Genomic DNA, 16,809 nt, shown 5'->3' with positions numbered 1-16,809 from the left:
CTGTCCTTCGGGCCACTCGATGCGCGGGAACGGAAACCGGACCCTGGATGATGTGTCTCAGACAACCGCAGCCGCCGCCCCCGTCCAGGAACCGGCCGACCGGCACCGCCGCGTGCACCGCGCCTGGCTCGTCGCCGCCGTCACCTTCGTCACGATCATCGGAGCGGCCGCCTTCCGCTCCCTGCCCGGACTGCTCGTCGACCCGCTGAACGAGGAGTTCGGCTGGTCGCGCGGCACGATCGGCGCGGCCGTCTCCGTCAACCTCGCGCTGTACGGCCTCACCGCCCCCTTCGCCGCCGCGCTGATGGACCGTTTCGGCATCCGCCGGGTGGTCGCGGTGGCGCTGACGGTGATTTCGCTCGGCTCCGGTCTGACCGTGTGGATGACGCGGCCCTGGCAGCTGTGGCTGTGCTGGGGCCTGCTGGTCGGCCTCGGCAGCGGCTCGATGGCCCTCGCCTTCGCGGCGACCGTCACCAACCGGTGGTTCACCACCCGGCGCGGTCTGGTCAGCGGCATCCTCACCGCCGCGTCCGCCTCCGGCCAGCTGATCTTCCTGCCGCTGCTGTCCTGGATCGTGGAGCGCCACACCTGGCGCCCGGCCGCCGTCACGGTCGCCCTGGCCGCGCTCGCCGTGGTCCCCTTCGTCTGGATCCTGCTGCGCGACCACCCGGCCGACGTCGCGCAGAAGCCTTACGGCTCCCGGGAGTTCGTGCCCAAGCCGGCGCCGGTCACCGGCGCCGCCCGCCGCACCCTGACGGTCCTGTCCTCCGCCGTGCGCACGGGCACCTTCTGGCTGCTCGCCGGCACCTTCGCGATCTGCGGCGCCTCCACCAACGGCCTGATCCAGACCCACTTCGTGCCCGCCGAGCACGATCACGGGATGCCGGTCACCACGGCGGCCTCGCTGCTCGCGGTCATCGGTGTGTTCGACGTGGTCGGCACGGTCGCCTCCGGCTGGTTCACCGACCGCTTCGAACCGCGCCGCCTGCTCGCCGTCTACTACGCCCTGCGCGGTGTCTCCCTGGTGTTCCTGCCGATGCTGCTGGGCCCGGCCGTGCATCCGCCGATGCTGTTCTTCATCGTCTTCTACGGCCTCGACTGGGTGGCGACCGTGCCGCCGACCCTGGCGCTGTGCCGGGAGCAGTACGGCGAGGACAGCGCCATCGTCTTCGGCTGGGTGCTCGCCTCGCACCAGGTCGGCGCGGCGCTCGTCGCCTACCTCGGCGGTCTCGCCCACGATGTCTTCGGCACCTACGACCCGGTCTGGTACGCCTCCGGCACCCTGTGCGCGGCGGCCGCCCTGATGTCCCTGGTGATCCGCCGGACCCGGGGGACCGCGCTGCCGGCCGTGTCCTGAGCGGCCGTGTCCCGGCCGGCGGCTCAGCCGGTGCCGAGCCGGGCGAACCGTCCGCGGTGGAACAGCAGCGGCTCGACCGGCTCCTCGGCGCCGAGTGCGGTCACCCGGCCCACGACGACGAGGTGGTCGCCGCCGGTGTGCACGGCGTGGACGGCGCAGTCGATCCAGGCGGCGGCACCGGCGAGGCGGGGGGAGCCGGAGACGGGCGCCGGGTCGTACGCCACCCCGGCGAACTTGTCGGCACCGCTGACCGCGAAGGCGCGGCACAGGTCGCCCTGGCCGGCGCCGAGGACGTTGACGCAGAAGACCCCCGCCCGGGCGATGCGGGGCCAGGTCGTCGACGTACGGCCCACCATGAAGCAGACCAGGGGCGGATCGAGGGAGAGGGAGGAGAAGGACTGGCAGGCGAACCCGGCGGGCGGCGAGGCGTCGGCCGCCGGCGCGGTGATCACGGTGACGCCGGTCGGGAAGGCCCCCAGCACCCGCCGGAACTCACCCTGCTCCACCGGCGCCCGCTCACCGTCGCGTACGCATCGCAACTCCGGGCGGGGCAAGGCCTCCACGGGCCGGGGAGCCGGCGGAGCCGACCCGAGATGACGAACGGCGGCGGCGGCCGCCCCAGCGTGTCCCATCACCGTCCCATTGAAGCTGACGCCGCGTCAGGTAACAAGGCCGATGACCGGCCGGATCGACGCGGTCGCTCGCTTGGCTTTCCTGATGATGAAAACGCTACGTTGCGTTCCAAGTGACGGCAATACACATGTTGCACTGTAGCCACGTAACGCCAGCTTATTCGTGGAAAGTGCTTCTGCCCGTAACGCAACAACCGCCATCGCGATCATTGCAATGAGCGAGAAGTGAACGCTAGGGTGGGGCGGACAGGGACCGTCACGGAGGATCACCGAGGAGACCCGCGATGCCGGGAGGCAGGCTCACCCAGCAGGAACGCCAGCAGATCGCGTCCGGGCTGGCCGACAGCCTCGCCTACGCCGAGATCGCCCGGCGCCTCGACCGCCCCACCTCGACGATCACACGTGAGGTGATGCGCAACGGCGGCCCCACCGCCTACCGCGCCGACCTGGCCCACCGTGCCACCGAACGCCGCGCCCACCGGCGCAGGCCCGCCGCCACCCGCGGCGCGGAGTCCGCCCCCCAGCCGCACGGACGCGACGCGGAGGCCGTGGCCGAGTACGAGGAGACGCTCACCGCGGTCCTGATCGCCTCGGGTGTGCCCAAGATGGCGGCGAGGGTGCTGACCTGCCTGTTCACCACCGACGAGGGCAGCCTCAACGCGTCCGGGCTCGCCGGGCGCCTCCAGGTCAGCCCGGCCTCCATCTCCAAGGCGATCAGCTTCCTGGAGAGTCAGAGCCTCGTCCGCCGGGAGCGCGACGAACGCCGCCGCGACCGGTACGTCGTCGACGACGAACTCTTCTACCAGGCGACGATCGCCAGCGCCCGGGCCAACGACCGCCTCGTCGCGACCGCACGCCAGGGCGTCGCCGTCCTCGGCCCCAGCACCCCGGCCGCCGCCCGCCTGGAGAACATCGCCCGCTTCCTCGACTTCATCAGCGAGAGCATCACCCGCGCCGCCGACCAGGCCCGCGAGGTCCTCCACACCAAGACCGGGGCGGCCGGGGAGGGCACCGCCCCGCCCGAGCACCGCTGAGAAGTGGCCCTTGGGCCGGGCCCTCACCGCCCCCGGAACTCCGGCTCCCCGCGCTCGGCGAACGCGCGCAGGCCCTCCCGGGCGTCCCGGGTCGTCATGTTGAGCTCCTGCGCCCACGCCTCCGCCACGAAGGCGGCCGGGCGGTCGGCGTCGAGGGAGGCGTTCACCAGCTGCTTGGTCAGGGCCAGGGCCCGGGTCGGGCCGGCGGCCAGGCGGGTCGCCCACTCCCGGGCGGTCTTCGCCAGCTCGCCGTCCGCCACCACCCGGTTGACCAGTCCCAGCCGGTGCGCGTCCGCCGCCGGGACCGCGTCCCCGAGGAACATCAGCTCCTTCGCCCGCTGCGGGCCCACCAGCCGGGTCAGCAGATAGGCGCCCCCGCCGTCCGGCACCAGACCGCGCCGCACGAACACCTCGATGAACCGGGCGGACTCGGCGGCCAGCACCAGGTCGCAGGCGAGCGCCAGATGCGCGCCGAGCCCGGCCGCCGTGCCGTTGACGGCGGCCAGTACCGGCTTCTCGCAGTCCAGTACGGCCGCGATCAGGCGTTGGGCACCCAGGCGCAGGGTGCGGGCCACGTCACCCGCGACCCGCTCACCGGAGCCGGCGGACCCGCGCAGATCGGCTCCGGCGCAGAAGCCGCGCCCGGTGCCGGTCAGCACCACCGCCCGCACGGCCGGGTCCGCGGACGCCTCGGCCAGCAGCCCGACGAGCCGGTCGCGCAGGGCGGGCGTGAGCGCGTTCAGGACCTCCGGACGGTCGAGAGTGATGTACGAGACGTGCTCGCGCACCTCGTGCGCGATCCCGCTCACCGGCACACCACCAGCGCGTCCAGTGCCACCGCGCCCTGTCCGTGCGGCAGCACCATCAGCGGGTTGATGTCCAGCTCGTCGATGTGGTCCCCCAGTTCCAGCGCCATGCGCTGCACCCGCAGGACCACCTCCACCAGTGCCTCCCGGTCGGCCGGCGGCCGGCCCCTGACCCCGTCCAGCAGGGCCCGGCCGCGCAGGTCGTCGAGCATGTCCCGGGCCTGGTCCTCGCCGAAGGGCGGAACCCGGACCGCCGCGTCGCGCAGCACCTCCACCAGCACCCCGCCGAGCCCGACGGTCACGGTCGGCCCGAACAGCTCGTCGTGCGTCACCCCCACCACCATCTCCACGCCCTGCTCGACCATCTGGCACACCAGGACGCCGTCCAGCGGGACACCCTCGTAGCGGGCGATGTCGGTCAGCTCGCGGTAGGCGTCCCGGACCTGGCTGGCCGAGGTCAGTCCGATCTTCACCAGGCCCAGTTCGGTCTTGTGGGCGAGCCGGCCGCCCGAGGCCTTCATGACCACCGGGTAGCCGACCTGCGCGGCCGCCCGGACGGCCGCCGCCGCGCTGGTCACCAGCTGTTCGCGGGGCACCCGGATGCCGTAGGCGCGCAGCAGCTGCTTGGCCGCGTGCTCGCTGAGCTGACAGCCCGGCCGCATCAGCGCCTCTGCCTTGCGGAAGGAGGGGGACAGGGTGCGCGGGGCCTCGTCGAAGGGGGAGCGGTAGCGGCTCGCGAAGCGGTGGTGCTCCAGCCAGGCGCGGACGGCGGTCAGACAGTTGCCGACGGTCCGGAACGTGGCCACGCGGGAGGAGCCCAGCAGCACCTCCCGGTACGCGGGCTCGGTGCCCACCGGCGACCCCCACACCACGCACACCAGCTTGTCGGTCTCCTCGGCGGCCTGGACGAGGTCGGCCACGAGTCTGTCGCTGAGCGGCGGGAAGGGCCCGGTGACCGGGCAGATGAGCACCCCGACGGCCGGGTCGGCCAGGATCGCGTCGATGATCTTCCGGCCGCGCTCGTCGCCGACCGGGTGGCCGCCGTTGTCCACCGGGTTGGCGACGCCGAGGTACTCCGCTATCCACTGGTGCAGTTCGGCCTGTTTGGCCTCGGACAGGCGCGGGAGCCGCAGCCCGGCCGCCGTGGCGAGGTCGGCGACATGGGCGCCGGTGCCGCCGGAGATGGAGCAGATGGCGACGCCGTCCGCCCGCGGGGCGCGGGCGCGGGCCAACAGAGCGGCGGTGTCCTGGAGTTCGTCCAGGCCGTCGACGCGGATCACGCCGTACTGGCGCATGGCCGCGTCCACCACGTCGTCGGCGCCGGTGAGCTTGCCGGTGTGCGAGGCGGCCGTACGGGCCCCGGCCTCGGTCCGCCCCACCTTCACGGCGACCACCGGGACCGCCCGGCGGGCGGCGCGGTCGGCGGCCAGCAGGAAGGCGCGGCCGTCCTTCAGGCCTTCCAGGTAACAGGCGATGGCGCCGACCTCGGGCCGCTCGGCGAACCAGGAGATGAAGTCGGCGCACTCCAGATCGGCCTCGTTGCCGGTGGGGGCCCAGTGCGAGAGCCGGATGCCCAGCTCCTGCAGGGCGAAGACCGGCCGGCCCTGGTGCCCGGACTGGGTGATCAGCGCGATGGCCGGACCGGTCAGGTCCTCCCGGAAGTGCTCGAAGGCGTTGAGGTTGGTGTTGGGTCCGAGCAGTCGCAGGCCCGAGCGGCGCACGGCGTCCGAGAGCCGCCGCTGGGCCTCGGCGCCCGCCTCGCCGGTCTCCGCGAAACCCGAGGCGAAGGCCACGGCGAACCGCACCTTGGCCTCGGCCAGTTCCTCGACGAGGGGGAGCGGGTCGGCGACCAGCAGGACGGCGAGGTCGACCTGTTCGGGCAGCTCGGCGACGGAGCCGGCGCACGGGAGGCCGAACACCGTGGACCGGGTGGGATGCACGGGGTGCACCCGCGCGCCGACCCGCTCCGCCCAGGCCAGCAGCTGCCGGGTGATCCCGGTGTTGGGCCGCCCCTCGGCGTCCGAGGCGCCGATCACGGCGACGGACTCCGGGCGGAAGAAGCGGGCGAGGTCCGGTACGTCCGCGTACAGCGGGCGCCCGCTGACGTCCAGGTCGTCGGCCTCGTCGGCGCGGCCGTGGACGGCGGGGCCGGGCCGCTGCTCGCCGCAGGCGATGACCCGGGCCCGGCGGGAGTCGGTGGTGAGGGTGCCGTGGGTTGATCCAAGCATCGGTCCGCCCGCTCCTGTGAGACAGCCAACAAAACTGACGCTCAGTCAGGTTACTGAACTGACGGAGCGTCAGGAATGGGTTGTCACGGCAAAGTTGCCGTACGGGCTAGCGCAGCCGCTTCGCCACCGACTTGGCGATCTTCTCGGCGTCGAGCGCCATCTCCCGGAGCATTCCGCTGATGGGGTTGGTGAAACCGGTGAAATACAGACCGGGGGCCTGGGACGGGGTGCGGCCGCCGCGCACCGTCGGTCTGCCGCGCTCGTCCAGGACCCCGAGATGCCCGACCAGTTCCTCCAGCGCGCGGACGTACCCCGTGGCCGCGATCACCGCGTCCGGGGAGATCCGGCCGCCGTCGGCGAGGACGACCTTGCCGTCCTCGAACGCCTCGACGGCCGCCACGACCTCCACCTTCCCCCGGCGCACGGCGTCGACCAGACCGACGTCCTGGACCGGGATCGCGCCCTGCCGCACCCTGCTGTACAGGCCGGTGTCCGGCCGGGGCAGCCCGTGGGCGGACAGGTCCGGCACGCTGATCCGGGCCACCGGACCGGCGAGCCGGTCCACGAGCCGCACCGGCAGCCGCCGCACCAGCACGCCGGTGTACTGGGAGGCCCAGCCCAGGGTCGAGCGGCGCAGGATGTGCGGGGCGGTGCGCACGGCCAGCCGCACCCGCGCGGCGCCGCCCTCCACCAGGTCCACGGCGATCTCCGCGCCGGTGTTGCCGACGCCGACGACCAGCACGTCACGGCCGGCGTACGGCGCGGCGTCGCGGTACTCGCCCGCGTGCCGGAACTCGCCCGCGTAGCCCTCCCGGCCGGGCCAGTCGGGAATGCGGGGGGTGTGGTTGAAGCCGGTGGCGACGACCACCGCGCTGCCGGTCAGCTCCCGGCCGCCGGAGGCGTGCAGCAGCCAGCCCGTGCCGTCCTCGGTCCGCTCGACGCGGTGCACCTCCACGCCGGTGACGATCTCCAGCCGGTGGTGTTCGGCGTACTTCTCCAGGTAGCGCACCACGTCGTCCCGGGCCACCCAGCGCCCGAACCTGCGGGGTATCGGCAGGCCCGGCAGCGCGGACAGCCGCCGGGTGGTGTGCAGGCGGAGCCGGTCGTAGTGCCGGCGCCAGGAGGCGCCCACGTGGTCGGCCTTCTCCAGCACCACCGCGCGGATACCCCGGGCCCGCAGGGCGTACGCGGCGGCCAGGCCGCCCGGACCGCCGCCGATGACGTAGACCGGGCGGTCCGCCGGGGTGGGGGAGAGGTGCACGGACGCGGGACGGAAGGCTGCCATGAGCGGGAGCGTAATCATCCACCGGCTTGATGGGTCTCGGTCAAGACCGGAATTGGTTGCGGATTGATCACGCCTCGTCGTGCCGTCGTACCGGGCCGCGACGGGGGGCTCGGCAAGGCACGGTATCTGACGTACCGTCAGATTTATGGACTCCATAGGGTTGGACGGCGCGCAGTGGCTGGCCGTGCTGCGCATAGGACTCGGGCTGTGGTGGCTGGAGAGCTGGCGGCACAAGGACAAGAAGGCCTGGTTCGAGCGGGGGAGCGGCATCGCCTGGGCGGCCGGCGTGGCGGCGCGGCACCGGTGGGCGCCGGTCCGGACGGGCTTCGACGCGGTGGTCACGCCGCGTCCGAGGCTCATGGCGTACGTGGTGGCCTACGCCGAGCTGTCCCTCGGCCTCGGCCTGATCCTCGGCTTCCTGACCCCGGTGGCCCTGGTCGGCGGCCTGCTGCTGAACGCGCTCTACTTCGTCCTCATGGTCCACGACTGGGCGGAGCAGGGCCAGAACTCGATGATGGCGCTGATCTCGGTGACCGGCCTCTTCGCGATGGCGTGGCAGACGTGGTCGGTGGACGCGTGGCTGGGGTGGTTCCGGTGAGTGCCGGGCGCCACGACATCCCGGAGCCCGACGCCTTCACCCGCCCGTACTGGGAGGCGGCCGCGCGCGGCCGGCTGCTGATCCGGCGCTGCGGGGCGTGCGGGCGGGCCCACCACTACCCCCGGGAGTTCTGCCCGCACTGCTGGAGCGAGGCGGTGGTGTGGGAGGAGGCGAGCGGTCGCGCGACCCTCTACACCTGGTCCACGGTCCACCGCAACGACCTGCGCCCCTTCGGCGCCCGCACCCCCTACACCGCGGCCGTGGTCGATCTGGCGGAGGGGCCGCGGATGATGACGGAGGTGGTGGGGTGCGCGGCGACGGAACTGGTGGCCGGCATGCCGCTGCGGGTGCGGTTCCGGGAGGGCGCCCCGGTCTTCGGGCCGTGATCCCGGCCGCGACGCCGCCCGGGCCCCCTCAGGGCCACAGCAGCGACCGGCTCCAGCCGAAGCCGGTGCTCCGGTACTCCAGGCGTACGTGCCGCCGGTCCGCGTCCCCCTGGAAGAACTCCACCGTCCGCGGGTGCAACCGGTACAGGGTCCAGGTGGGGGAGGGCTCCGCCGGGTTCTCCCGGGCCCGCCGCCAGGCCGCCTCCGACGCCTGCCGCAGGTCTTCCAGGGAGGCCAGGTCCTCGCTCTGCCGTCCGGTCAGCGCGGCGGCCAGCGCACCCGTGGACCGGGCGTGCAGATCGGCCTGGCTCTCCCCCGAGGGCGCGGCCGTGACCGGCCCCCGCACCCGGACCTGGCGTCCGAGCAGCGGCCAGTAGAAGGCGAGGGCGGCGTGCGGGTGCGCTTGCAGGGCGCGGCCCTTGCGGCTCGTGGCGTGGGTGGCGAAGGCCCAGCCGTCCGCGTCGGCGCCGTGCAGCATCACGATCCGTACGTCCGGCAGCCCCTCCTCGTCCACCGTCGCCAGCGACATCGTGTGCGGCTCCGGCTGGCCCGCCGCCACCGCATCCGCGAACCAGCCGGTGAACAGGGCCAACGGGGTGGGCGGAGCCGTCTGCGGGTCGAGCGGACGCAGCTCGGTCGTCCCGGGCGCCCAGACCCGCGCCGACCGGAGCATCTCGTGAAGATCCTGTTGTGCCATGCAGCCGAGTATCACCCCACCCACCGGCCCACACCCGGCGGCACCCCTCCACCGGGCCCTCCACCGGGCCCTCCACCGGGCCCGCCGCGTCACCCGCCCCGCGCCACGGCGAGCGCTCCCGGCTGCCGGATCCGGCGGTACGACCGCTCGGTCCCGCCCCCGCTCACCCCCGCCCCAACACCACCGTCCCCGACGAGCAGAACCAGCCCCCCGTGCCCGAGGCGACGCCCAGGCGGGGCAGGTCGCCCGCGGGGGTGCGTACTTGGCGGGCGCCGGCCTCGCCCCGGAGTTGGCGTACCGCCTCCACCAGCAGGAACAGGCCGCGCATACCCGGGTGTTGGGCCGAGAGGCCGCCGCCGTCCGTGTTGACCGGCAACCGGCCGCCCCGGGTCAGCAGGCGGCCCTCCTCCACGAACGCGCCGCCCTCGCCCTTGGCGCAGAACCCCAGGTCCTCCAGGGTCACGAGGGTCATGTAGGTGAAGGCGTCGTAGATCTCGGCGAAGTCCATCTCGTCCGGTCGCACCCCGGCCCGCTCGAAGGCCAGCCGTCCGCTGACCGCCGCCGGGGACACCGTGAAGTCCTCCCACTCGGACATCGACGCGTGCGAGACGTACTCGCCGGTGCCGAGGATCCGGACCGGCGCCGTACGGCAGTCCCGCGCGTACTCCTCGGCCGCCAGCAGCACCGCCGCCCCGCCGTCCGAGCGCAGACAGCAGTGCAGCTTGGTGAAGGGGTCGGCGATCAGCGGGCCGGACAGGACATCGTCGGTCGTGATCGGCGTGCGGTACATGGCGTCGGGGTTCAGGGACGCGTTCGCCCGCGCCTGCACGGCGACCTGTGCCAGCTGCTCGGTCGTGGTGCCGTACTGGATCATGTGGCGGCGGGCCGCCATCGCGTACTTGGCGATCAGCGTGTGCCCGTAGGGGACCTCGAACTGCAGGGGGCCCCGGGCGCCGAAGGAGAGGTCGCCCGTTCTGCGGCCGGCCCTGATGTCCGCCCGCGCCGTCGAGCCGTAGACGAGGAGGACCGCGTTCGCGTGGCCCGCGGCTATCGCGTCGGCCGCGTGCGCCGCCATGACCTCCCAGGTCGAACCGCCGACGGAGGTGGAGTCCACCCAGGTGGGGTGCAGGCCCAGATGTGCGGCGACCTCCACCGGCGCCAGTGTGCCGAGGCCCGCCGAGGCGAACCCGTCCACCCGGGCGCGGTCCAGGCCGGCGTCCGCGAGGGCGCGGCGAGCCGCCTGGGCGTGCAGGGCGTACGGGGTCGTGTCGGTCACGCGGCCGCAGTCGGAGAGGGCCACGCCCACCACGGCGACTTTCCTGCTCCCTGGGTTCATAAATCTGACGGTACATCAGATCACGCGAAGGGCGGCAGGGTCGCGTCTCTGGGCATCCCCGCCGCGCGGCCCTAATATGACGCTCCGTCAGGTATCGGTCGGAGGGACGGGATCCGGGAGGACCAGCCATGGACACGCGCCTCACCGCCGAGCAGGACGAGATCCGCCGGGCCCTGCGCGAGCTGCTGCGCAGGCGCTGTGGCCGCGAGGAGCTGCGGTCGGCCGTCGACAGCCCGGCCGGACACGACCCCCTGCTGTGGTCCGCCCTCGCCGGCCGGCTCGGCCTTCCGGGGCTCGCCCTCCCCGAGCGGTACGGCGGCGTCGGCTGCTCGACGACGGAACTCGCCCTCGCCTGCGAGGAGACGGGCCGCGCCCTGGCGCCCTCGCCGCTGCTGGCCACCTCGGTCCTCGCCGCCCCGCTGATCCTCGCCCTCGGCACCCGCGACCAGCGCGCCGATCTGCTGCCCCGGCTGGCTGCCGGACACCTCACCGCAGCGCTCGCCGTCCCCGGCCCCGCCCTCGCCACGGCCCTCGCCCTGACCGGCCCGAACACCGGCTACCGCGCCGGCGGCGGCCGGGCCGGGGGTGTCCAGGCCCGGCGGACCGCCGACGGCTGGACCCTGTACGGGCAGACCGACCAGGTGCTGGACGGGCACAGCGCGGCACTGCTGCTCGTCGCCGCGCACACCGGCGGCTTCGCCCGGTCCCGCACCTGCCTGTTCCTGGTGGCCGAGGACGCGGTGGGGCTCACCCGGATCCGGCAGACCGCCCTCGACGCCACCCGCCCGCAGGGTCGGGTGCAACTGCGCAACACACCGGCCGAGTTGCTGGGCGAGGACGACACCGACGTGCGTCCGGCGCTCGCCGCGCTCGGGGACCCGGTCGCCACCGTGCTCGCCGCCGAGGCCGTGGGCGCCGCCGACCGGGCGCTGGAGCGGACCGTGGAGTACGTCGGGCAGCGGGAGCAGTTCGGGCGGCCCATCGGGTCCTTCCAGGCGGTGAAGCACCGGCTGGCCGACGTCTACGTGGGCGTCCAGGCGGCGCGGTCGGCCGCCTACTACGCCGCCTGGGCGACCACCCGGGGGGACGGGGTGGGCGCTCTGGCGCTCGCCCAGGCGCTGGAGGCGTTGCGGGCCGCCGCCGCCGAGGGGATCCAGCTGCACGGCGGGATCGGGTTCACCTGGGAGCACGACGCCCATCTGTACTTCAAGCGGGCCGCCGGGGACGCCCTGCTGTTCGGCCCGGCGCACCGGCTGCGGGACCGGGCCGCGGAGGCCGCCGGCCTGTTCGCGCGGGACGAGGTGGCCGTCTGATGGCCGGGCCCGGTGTGCGGATGGTGTGGCGGGTGTCGTCCACCCGCGCCTTCGCGAAGGTCGCCCCGCACGTGATCCCGGCGCTCGACCGGGCCGTGCACCGGCTCACCCGGGGGCGGCACCTGCTCAGTACCCGGCTGCTGCCCGGCGTGATCCTCACCTCCACCGGGGCCCGCAGCGGGGCGCCGCGCCGGACACCGCTGGCCTGTATGCCCGAGGAGGGCGGTGCGAGCTGGCTCCTGGTCGGCTCCAACTTCGGCCGGACCGGCCACCCCGCCTGGACCCACAACCTCCTGGCCCGTCCGGACGCCTCGATCAGCTGGCAGGGGCGGGACATCCCGGTCACGGCCCGGCTGCTGACGGGAGCGGAGCGAGCGGCGGCCTGGACGGTCCTCCTGCGGTTCTGGCCGCCGTACGCCACCTATCAGGCGCGGGTGGCCCGGGAGATCCGCCTGTTCCGGATCACCGCGACGCCCTGAGGCGGGGCGCGGCGGGCCCGGATGTGCTGTTCGGGCGGGTTGGCCCGAAAGTGCTCCCGGAGTTTGCCCATGATCGCGGCAATCGGGCAAATTCCTTCTCTGTGGACGAAGTGGACCGGAAAATCCTTGCCGAGCTCCAGCGGGACGGGCGGCTGACCGTGACCGAGCTGGCCACGCGGGTGCGCCTGAGCGTCTCGCCCTGCCACCGGCGGCTGCGCGAGCTGGAGCGCTCCGGTGCCATCCAGGGGTACCGGGCGGTGGTGGACGCGGCGGCGCTCGGTCTGGCCTTCGAGGCACTGGTCTTCGTCTCGATGCGACAGGAGGACGGGGCCACGGTCGTCGACTTCGAGCGGGCGGTGAGCGAACTGGATCAGGTGCTGGACGCCCAGCGGCTGTTCGGCGAGCCCGACTATCTGCTGCGGATCGCCACCGCCGACCTCGCCGCCTTCCAGCGGCTGTACGACGAGCGCCTGACGACCCTGCCGGGGGTGGGGCGGCTGACGTCGACCCTGGTGATGAAGCACGTCGTGCGGGGCCGGCCGCTGCCCGCATAGTGGCGCAGGCGGTGGTTCACGTCCGGTGAACCACCGCCTGCGAGACAGGACTTGGGATCTGGAAAAAGGAGTGCCGGCGCTACTTGCTCGGCTTCTTGCCGGTCACGCCGAGATGTACCAGCAGCGCCAGGTTCGGCTTCAGCTCGGCCTGCTTCACACCCCAGGACGAGAAACCCTTCTGGTGGGACGCCACCGCCGCGAGCATCGCGACCAGCGAGCCGGCCACCGCCGCGGGGTTCACGTCCTTGTCCACCCTGCCCTTGGACTGCAGCTCCGTGATGGCGTCCGCGAGCGAGTTGTTGACCGAGTTGAGGATCTTCATGCGGAGCTTGTAGAACCGCTTGTCCCCCTCGGCCGCTCCGAGGTCGACCACGCGCAGGATCGCGTCGTTCTTGCGCCAGAAGTCCAGGAAGCCGTCCACGAGTTCCTGCGCGGTCACCCAGCCCGCCTTGCCGGCCCAGCTGCGCCCTTCGAGGAGTTCGGTCAATCCGGCGCCCTCGGCCGCCATTTGCTCGGCGATCTCCAGGACGGCGCCCTCGACGTCCGGGAAGTACTGGTAGAAGGTCGCGGGCGAAGTGCCCGCCTTCCGGGCGACATCGATGACCTTGACGTCCCGGTAAGGGGAGGAGCTGAGCATCTCGCTGAGGCAGTCGAGCAGCTTCTGCCGGGTCGCCTGCCCACGCCGGCCGGCCACGCGGCCGTCGACGGTACGCACTTGTCCTGTCATGCCGTCAGCTTACCGAGGGGGGATCGGAGCGCGATTCGGCCGACTGCAAATGGGGTGCACGGGTGCTCCGGGGGTGGTGTGCCTGGTCTGCGGGGTGCGCGCGGCCCGGTTACTTTGACGACATGGCCGAAAACAGGGCATCCGTGCACGAAGAGGCTTTCGAGGAGGGCGTCCCCTGCTGGGTGGACGCCCAGCTCGCCGACGTCGAGGCGGGCAAGCGGTTCTACGGTGAGCTTTTCGGGTGGTCCTTCGAGGAGGCGCACGGCTCCTCGGTGTGGGCCCGGCTGGGCGGGGAGCCCGTCGCGGCCCTCGCCCCCAAGACGGACGGCCGCATGCCCACCGTCTGGACGGTCTCCTTCGCCACCCCGGACGCCCGGGCGCTGGGGCGGCGGATCACCGCGGCCGGGGGGCAGCTCGTGCTGCCGCCGATCCCGGTCGGGGACCTCGGCACCGCCGCCCTCGCCGCCGATCCCGGCGGCGCGGTGTTCGGGCTGTGGCAGGCCGGCGACCACCGGGGGTTCGGGCGGCGGCGCGAGCCCGGCACCTTCGCCTGGGCCCAGCTGTACACCCGGGACACCGCCGCAGCGAACGCCTTCTACGGCGACCTCTTCCACGACGCCCTGTTCGGCGCCGGTGCCGAGCCCGACTTCGGCCGCGCGGAGGTCACCGAGGTCTTCCCGGCCGAGATGCCCCCGCACTTCCTCACCCACTTCCGGGTCACGGACATCGCCGACGCCCTCCAGGCCGTGCGCGGGCTCGGCGGGCGGGTGCAGGTGCCGCCCTTCGACACGTCGTACGGACTCGTGGCCGTCGTCACCGACAATCAAGGGGCGTCGTTCGCACTGCTGCAGCGCTGATGCGTCCGTTTTGGCGGGAGACACCCCGGTTTGGCGCCGGGTTCGCCACCGGCGCTCCGGCCAGGAAGAATCGGGGTGCGTGCCGCCATGGCGGTGCGGTGGTGAGACGCTGCACTTCGGCCGCGTACATACGTGGGTGACGCGGCTCGTACGGGGAGGTGGCAGGCAAGTGGTGGATCAGCTGACGCAGCACGATCCGCGGCGGATCGGGCCGTTCGAGGTGCTGGGCCGGCTGGGTGCCGGCGGCATGGGGCTGGTCTATCTCGCGCGCTCGGCGTCCGGCCGGCGCGTGGCGATCAAGACGGTGCGCACCGAGCTGGCCGAGGACCAGCTGTTCCGGGTGCGCTTCACCCGCGAGGTGGAGGCGGCCCGCGCGGTCTCGGGGTTCTACACGGCCGCCGTGGTCGACGCCGACCCGCGTGCCGCGGTGCCCTGGCTGGCCACCGCCTACGTCCCCGCGCCCTCGCTCGAGGAGATAGTGAACGAGTGCGGGCCACTCCCGGCCCAGGCCGTGCGCTGGCTCGCGGCGGGCGTCGCGGAGGCCCTGCAGTCCATCCACGGCGCCGGGCTGGTCCACCGCGACCTGAAGCCCTCCAACGTGCTGGTCGTCGAGGACGGCCCCCGGGTGATCGACTTCGGTATCGCCTCCGGTGTCTCGAACACCCGGCTGACGATGACGAACGTCGCCGTCGGCACCCCCGCCTACATGTCCCCCGAGCAGGCCAAGGACTCCCGCAGCGTCACCGGCGCCAGTGACGTCTTCTCCCTCGGCTCCATGCTGGTCTTCGCGGCCACCGGCCACCCGCCCTTCCACGGCGCCAACCCGGTCGAGACCGTCTTCATGCTGCTGCGCGAGGGCCCCGACCTCACCGGCCTGCCCGACGAGCTGCGCCCGCTCATCGAGGTCTGTATGCAGATGGAGGCGTCCGGCCGGCCCAGCCCCGCCGACCTCCAGGCCCAGCTCGCCCCGCACCTGTTCGGCTCCGGTTCCGACGACAGCGGCACCGCCTCCGCCTGGCTGCCGGAGAAGGCCGTCGGCCTCATCGAGACGCGCCGCGGCGGCCGCCCCGCGATCAAGCCCGCCCCCACCGCGCCCGGCCCGCGCAGCGGCGGCCGCGCGGCCGTGCCCCCGCCGCCCCCGTACGACCCGCCGGTGCCCGCCCCCGCGCCGGTCGGCGCCCCCGACAGCGGCCCGGTCCGGCTGGCCGGCGCCCAGGTGCCGATCGGCCCCGGCCCCCGGGTCGCGGACGCCCGCGCCGCCGCCGTCAAGGCACCCCCGCCGGAGGCCGGCCTGGTGGCCGGCTGGTCCCGCCCCCGCCCGGGCGCGGGCGGCGCCGACCCCGCCGTACCGCCCGTCCCGACCGCGCCCCCGGAGACCGCGAGCGGCTGGCGGCCCTGGCGTTTCCGCATGTCCAACGACGTCTGGGGCACCCCGTCGGTCGACGGCGACCTGGTCTACGTCACCTCCTTCGAGGTGCACGCCCTGGACGTGGGCACGGGCCGGCGCCGCTTCAAGACCCGGGACGTGGCCTGGTCCATGGCGGTCGCCGACGGCCGGATCCACGCCTCCGACGGCCCCACCCTGTTCGCCCTGGACGCCCGCGCCGGCAGCGACCTGTGGCGGCTGTCCACCGAGGCCTGGGTGTACTCCCTCGAAGCCGACCACGGCACGGTCGTCACCGGCACCCGGGGCGGCGGCGTACAGGCCTGGGAGGCGGTGAGCGGGCAGAAGCTGTGGGAGATCAGCGGCTGCCAGACGGACTTCGAGTCCCCCGAGTCCGGCCCCCTCGTCCACGACGGCACCGTCTACGTCTGGCAGGACGCCCGGCTGCGCGCCCTGGAGGCCCGCACCGGCGAGGAGCGCTGGTCGTACCCCATCGGTGACGCGGCCTCCTGCGGCGGCGTCCCGGTCCGGCTGACCCCGGCGTCCGACGGCCACGTCTACATCAGCGCCGGCACCCGCGTCCTCGCCGTCGAGGTGGCGAGCGGCAGGGTGCGCTGGCACTTCGAGGCGCCCGCGGTCTTCCTCAGCCCGCCGGCCTTCGCCCCCGGCCCCGCGGTCACCGGAGGCGGTGTCTATCTCGCGGACTACCTCGGTACGGTCTACGCCCTGGACGCCACCGACGGCCGCGACCGCTGGCGCATCGCCACCGAGGCCCGCTCCTCCGTCGAGCCGGTCCTGGTGGCCGCCGGTCACGTCCACGTCGGCAGCGGCAAGGGCCTCTACACCCTGGACGCGGTCACCGGCACCCCCAAGTGGCGCTTCCAGGCGGGCGGCGACGTCGTGGGCTCCCCCGCGGTGGCCGAGGGCCGTATCCACTTCGGCTCCACCGACCATCTGCTGTACACCCTGAAGGCCGACGACGGCCGGCTGCGCTGGAAGCTGGCCACCGGTGGCGAGATCACCGGCTCCCCGGTGGTCAAGGACGGCGTGGTGTACGCGTGCAGCAAGGACCGGTGCGTGTACGCGCTGGACGCGGAGAAAGGCACGGGCACGGCGCGTACCGCCTGAGTAGGGTG

The 16,809-nt window shown here is 73.8% G+C and carries 16 protein-coding genes; 9 read left to right on the top strand and 7 right to left on the bottom strand.

Features of this window, described 5'->3' with window-relative positions; all coding sequences use genetic code 11:
• Positions 1-52: 52 nt before the first annotated feature.
• Entirely contained in the window at positions 53-1,357 is a 1,305-nt protein-coding gene (locus tag ACIBA9_RS06540; protein ID WP_399360235.1) for an MFS transporter, read from the top strand.
• A gap of 23 nt (positions 1,358-1,380) precedes the next feature.
• Here ACIBA9_RS06540 and ACIBA9_RS06535 read toward each other — a convergent pair whose 3' ends face one another.
• The gene (locus tag ACIBA9_RS06535) at positions 1,381-1,989 is read right to left on the bottom strand and encodes a flavin reductase family protein (protein WP_399361240.1); all 609 of its coding nucleotides are present in this window, start codon (positions 1,987-1,989) and stop codon (positions 1,381-1,383) included.
• Between the two features lie 284 nt (positions 1,990-2,273).
• Here ACIBA9_RS06535 and ACIBA9_RS06530 point away from each other — a divergent pair, with 284 nt between their 5' ends.
• A complete protein-coding gene (locus tag ACIBA9_RS06530) occupies positions 2,274-3,023 on the top strand; it encodes a helix-turn-helix domain-containing protein (RefSeq protein ID WP_399360234.1) in 750 nt (249 codons plus the stop codon).
• 23 nt (positions 3,024-3,046) lie between these two features.
• On the opposite strand, the gene ACIBA9_RS06525 is transcribed toward ACIBA9_RS06530, so the two are convergent.
• From ACIBA9_RS06525 to ACIBA9_RS06515, 3 genes are all read right to left on the bottom strand, one after another.
• Positions 3,047-3,838 (bottom strand): enoyl-CoA hydratase/isomerase family protein, encoded by a 792-nt coding sequence (locus ACIBA9_RS06525; RefSeq protein ID WP_399360232.1) that lies wholly within the window; start codon positions 3,836-3,838, stop codon positions 3,047-3,049.
• Positions 3,829-6,057, bottom strand: a complete 2,229-nt coding sequence (locus ACIBA9_RS06520; RefSeq protein WP_399360230.1) for an acetate--CoA ligase family protein — start codon at positions 6,055-6,057, stop codon at positions 3,829-3,831. Before ACIBA9_RS06520 ends, ACIBA9_RS06525 begins: the two co-directional genes overlap by 10 nt.
• Positions 6,058-6,163: 106 nt before the next feature.
• Positions 6,164-7,342 carry a flavin-containing monooxygenase gene (locus ACIBA9_RS06515; RefSeq protein WP_399360228.1) on the bottom strand — a complete coding sequence of 393 codons (1,179 nt, stop codon included), beginning with the start codon at positions 7,340-7,342 and terminating at the stop codon, positions 6,164-6,166.
• Positions 7,343-7,487: 145 nt separating this feature from the next.
• Between ACIBA9_RS06515 and ACIBA9_RS06510 the strand changes: the two genes are divergently transcribed.
• Both ACIBA9_RS06510 and ACIBA9_RS06505 read left to right on the top strand, forming a co-directional pair.
• Entirely contained in the window at positions 7,488-7,940 is a 453-nt protein-coding gene (locus tag ACIBA9_RS06510; RefSeq protein WP_399360226.1) for a DoxX family membrane protein, read from the top strand.
• Positions 7,937-8,326 carry a Zn-ribbon domain-containing OB-fold protein gene (locus ACIBA9_RS06505; protein WP_399360224.1) on the top strand — a complete coding sequence of 130 codons (390 nt, stop codon included), beginning with the start codon at positions 7,937-7,939 and terminating at the stop codon, positions 8,324-8,326. Before ACIBA9_RS06510 ends, ACIBA9_RS06505 begins: the two co-directional genes overlap by 4 nt.
• A 28-nt stretch (positions 8,327-8,354) precedes the next feature.
• On the opposite strand, the gene ACIBA9_RS06500 is transcribed toward ACIBA9_RS06505, so the two are convergent.
• Positions 8,355-9,023, bottom strand: coding sequence for a pyridoxal 5'-phosphate synthase (locus ACIBA9_RS06500; protein WP_399360222.1), 669 nt, complete (start codon positions 9,021-9,023; stop codon positions 8,355-8,357).
• Between the two features lie 163 nt (positions 9,024-9,186).
• Entirely contained in the window at positions 9,187-10,359 is a 1,173-nt protein-coding gene (locus ACIBA9_RS06495) for a thiolase C-terminal domain-containing protein (RefSeq protein ID WP_399360220.1), read from the bottom strand.
• 128 nt (positions 10,360-10,487) lie between these two features.
• On the opposite strand from ACIBA9_RS06495, the gene ACIBA9_RS06490 reads away from it, so the two are divergent.
• From ACIBA9_RS06490 to ACIBA9_RS06480, 3 genes are all read left to right on the top strand, one after another.
• Positions 10,488-11,672 (top strand): acyl-CoA dehydrogenase family protein, encoded by a 1,185-nt coding sequence (locus ACIBA9_RS06490; protein ID WP_399360218.1) that lies wholly within the window; start codon positions 10,488-10,490, stop codon positions 11,670-11,672.
• Complete coding sequence (locus ACIBA9_RS06485) at positions 11,672-12,151, top strand: nitroreductase family deazaflavin-dependent oxidoreductase (RefSeq protein ID WP_399360216.1); 480 nt, start codon at positions 11,672-11,674, stop codon at positions 12,149-12,151. The genes ACIBA9_RS06490 and ACIBA9_RS06485 overlap by 1 nt, the downstream gene beginning before the upstream one ends.
• A gap of 101 nt (positions 12,152-12,252) precedes the next feature.
• A complete protein-coding gene (locus ACIBA9_RS06480; RefSeq protein WP_362158502.1) occupies positions 12,253-12,705 on the top strand; it encodes an Lrp/AsnC family transcriptional regulator in 453 nt (150 codons plus the stop codon).
• A 79-nt stretch (positions 12,706-12,784) separates the two neighbouring features.
• On the opposite strand, the gene ACIBA9_RS06475 is transcribed toward ACIBA9_RS06480, so the two are convergent.
• A complete protein-coding gene (locus ACIBA9_RS06475) occupies positions 12,785-13,420 on the bottom strand; it encodes a TetR family transcriptional regulator (RefSeq protein WP_362158823.1) in 636 nt (211 codons plus the stop codon).
• 134 nt (positions 13,421-13,554) lie between these two features.
• On the opposite strand from ACIBA9_RS06475, the gene ACIBA9_RS06470 reads away from it, so the two are divergent.
• Together ACIBA9_RS06470 and ACIBA9_RS06465 are read left to right on the top strand one after the other, a co-directional pair.
• Entirely contained in the window at positions 13,555-14,289 is a 735-nt protein-coding gene (locus ACIBA9_RS06470; protein ID WP_362158499.1) for a VOC family protein, read from the top strand.
• A gap of 169 nt (positions 14,290-14,458) precedes the next feature.
• On the top strand, positions 14,459-16,801 hold the full coding sequence (locus tag ACIBA9_RS06465; RefSeq protein ID WP_399360214.1) for a PQQ-binding-like beta-propeller repeat protein: 2,343 nt from the start codon (positions 14,459-14,461) through the stop codon (positions 16,799-16,801).
• Positions 16,802-16,809 lie beyond the last annotated feature (8 nt).

Origin of the sequence: Streptomyces sp. NPDC051452 (assembly GCF_044454765.1) — a bacterium.
In the GTDB taxonomy this organism is placed as follows: domain Bacteria; phylum Actinomycetota; class Actinomycetes; order Streptomycetales; family Streptomycetaceae; genus Streptomyces.
This window is presented reverse-complemented; position numbering and strand designations above follow the sequence as displayed.

What these genes read in the sequence shown, in the direction of transcription:
- ACIBA9_RS06535 (WP_399361240.1), bottom strand. Translation starts at nt 1,989, where the DNA reads ATGGGACACGCTGGGGCGGCCGCCGCCGCCGTTCGTCATCTCGGGTCG.
- ACIBA9_RS06530 (WP_399360234.1), top strand. Translation starts at nt 2,274, where the DNA reads ATGCCGGGAGGCAGGCTCACCCAGCAGGAACGCCAGCAGATCGCGTCC.
- ACIBA9_RS06520 (WP_399360230.1), bottom strand. Translation starts at nt 6,057, where the DNA reads ATGCTTGGATCAACCCACGGCACCCTCACCACCGACTCCCGCCGGGCC.
- ACIBA9_RS06515 (WP_399360228.1), bottom strand. Translation starts at nt 7,342, where the DNA reads ATGGCAGCCTTCCGTCCCGCGTCCGTGCACCTCTCCCCCACCCCGGCG.
- ACIBA9_RS06510 (WP_399360226.1), top strand. Translation starts at nt 7,488, where the DNA reads ATGGACTCCATAGGGTTGGACGGCGCGCAGTGGCTGGCCGTGCTGCGC.
- ACIBA9_RS06500 (WP_399360222.1), bottom strand. Translation starts at nt 9,023, where the DNA reads ATGGCACAACAGGATCTTCACGAGATGCTCCGGTCGGCGCGGGTCTGG.
- ACIBA9_RS06495 (WP_399360220.1), bottom strand. Translation starts at nt 10,359, where the DNA reads ATGAACCCAGGGAGCAGGAAAGTCGCCGTGGTGGGCGTGGCCCTCTCC.
- ACIBA9_RS06490 (WP_399360218.1), top strand. Translation starts at nt 10,488, where the DNA reads ATGGACACGCGCCTCACCGCCGAGCAGGACGAGATCCGCCGGGCCCTG.
- ACIBA9_RS06485 (WP_399360216.1), top strand. Translation starts at nt 11,672, where the DNA reads ATGGCCGGGCCCGGTGTGCGGATGGTGTGGCGGGTGTCGTCCACCCGC.
- ACIBA9_RS06470 (WP_362158499.1), top strand. Translation starts at nt 13,555, where the DNA reads ATGGCCGAAAACAGGGCATCCGTGCACGAAGAGGCTTTCGAGGAGGGC.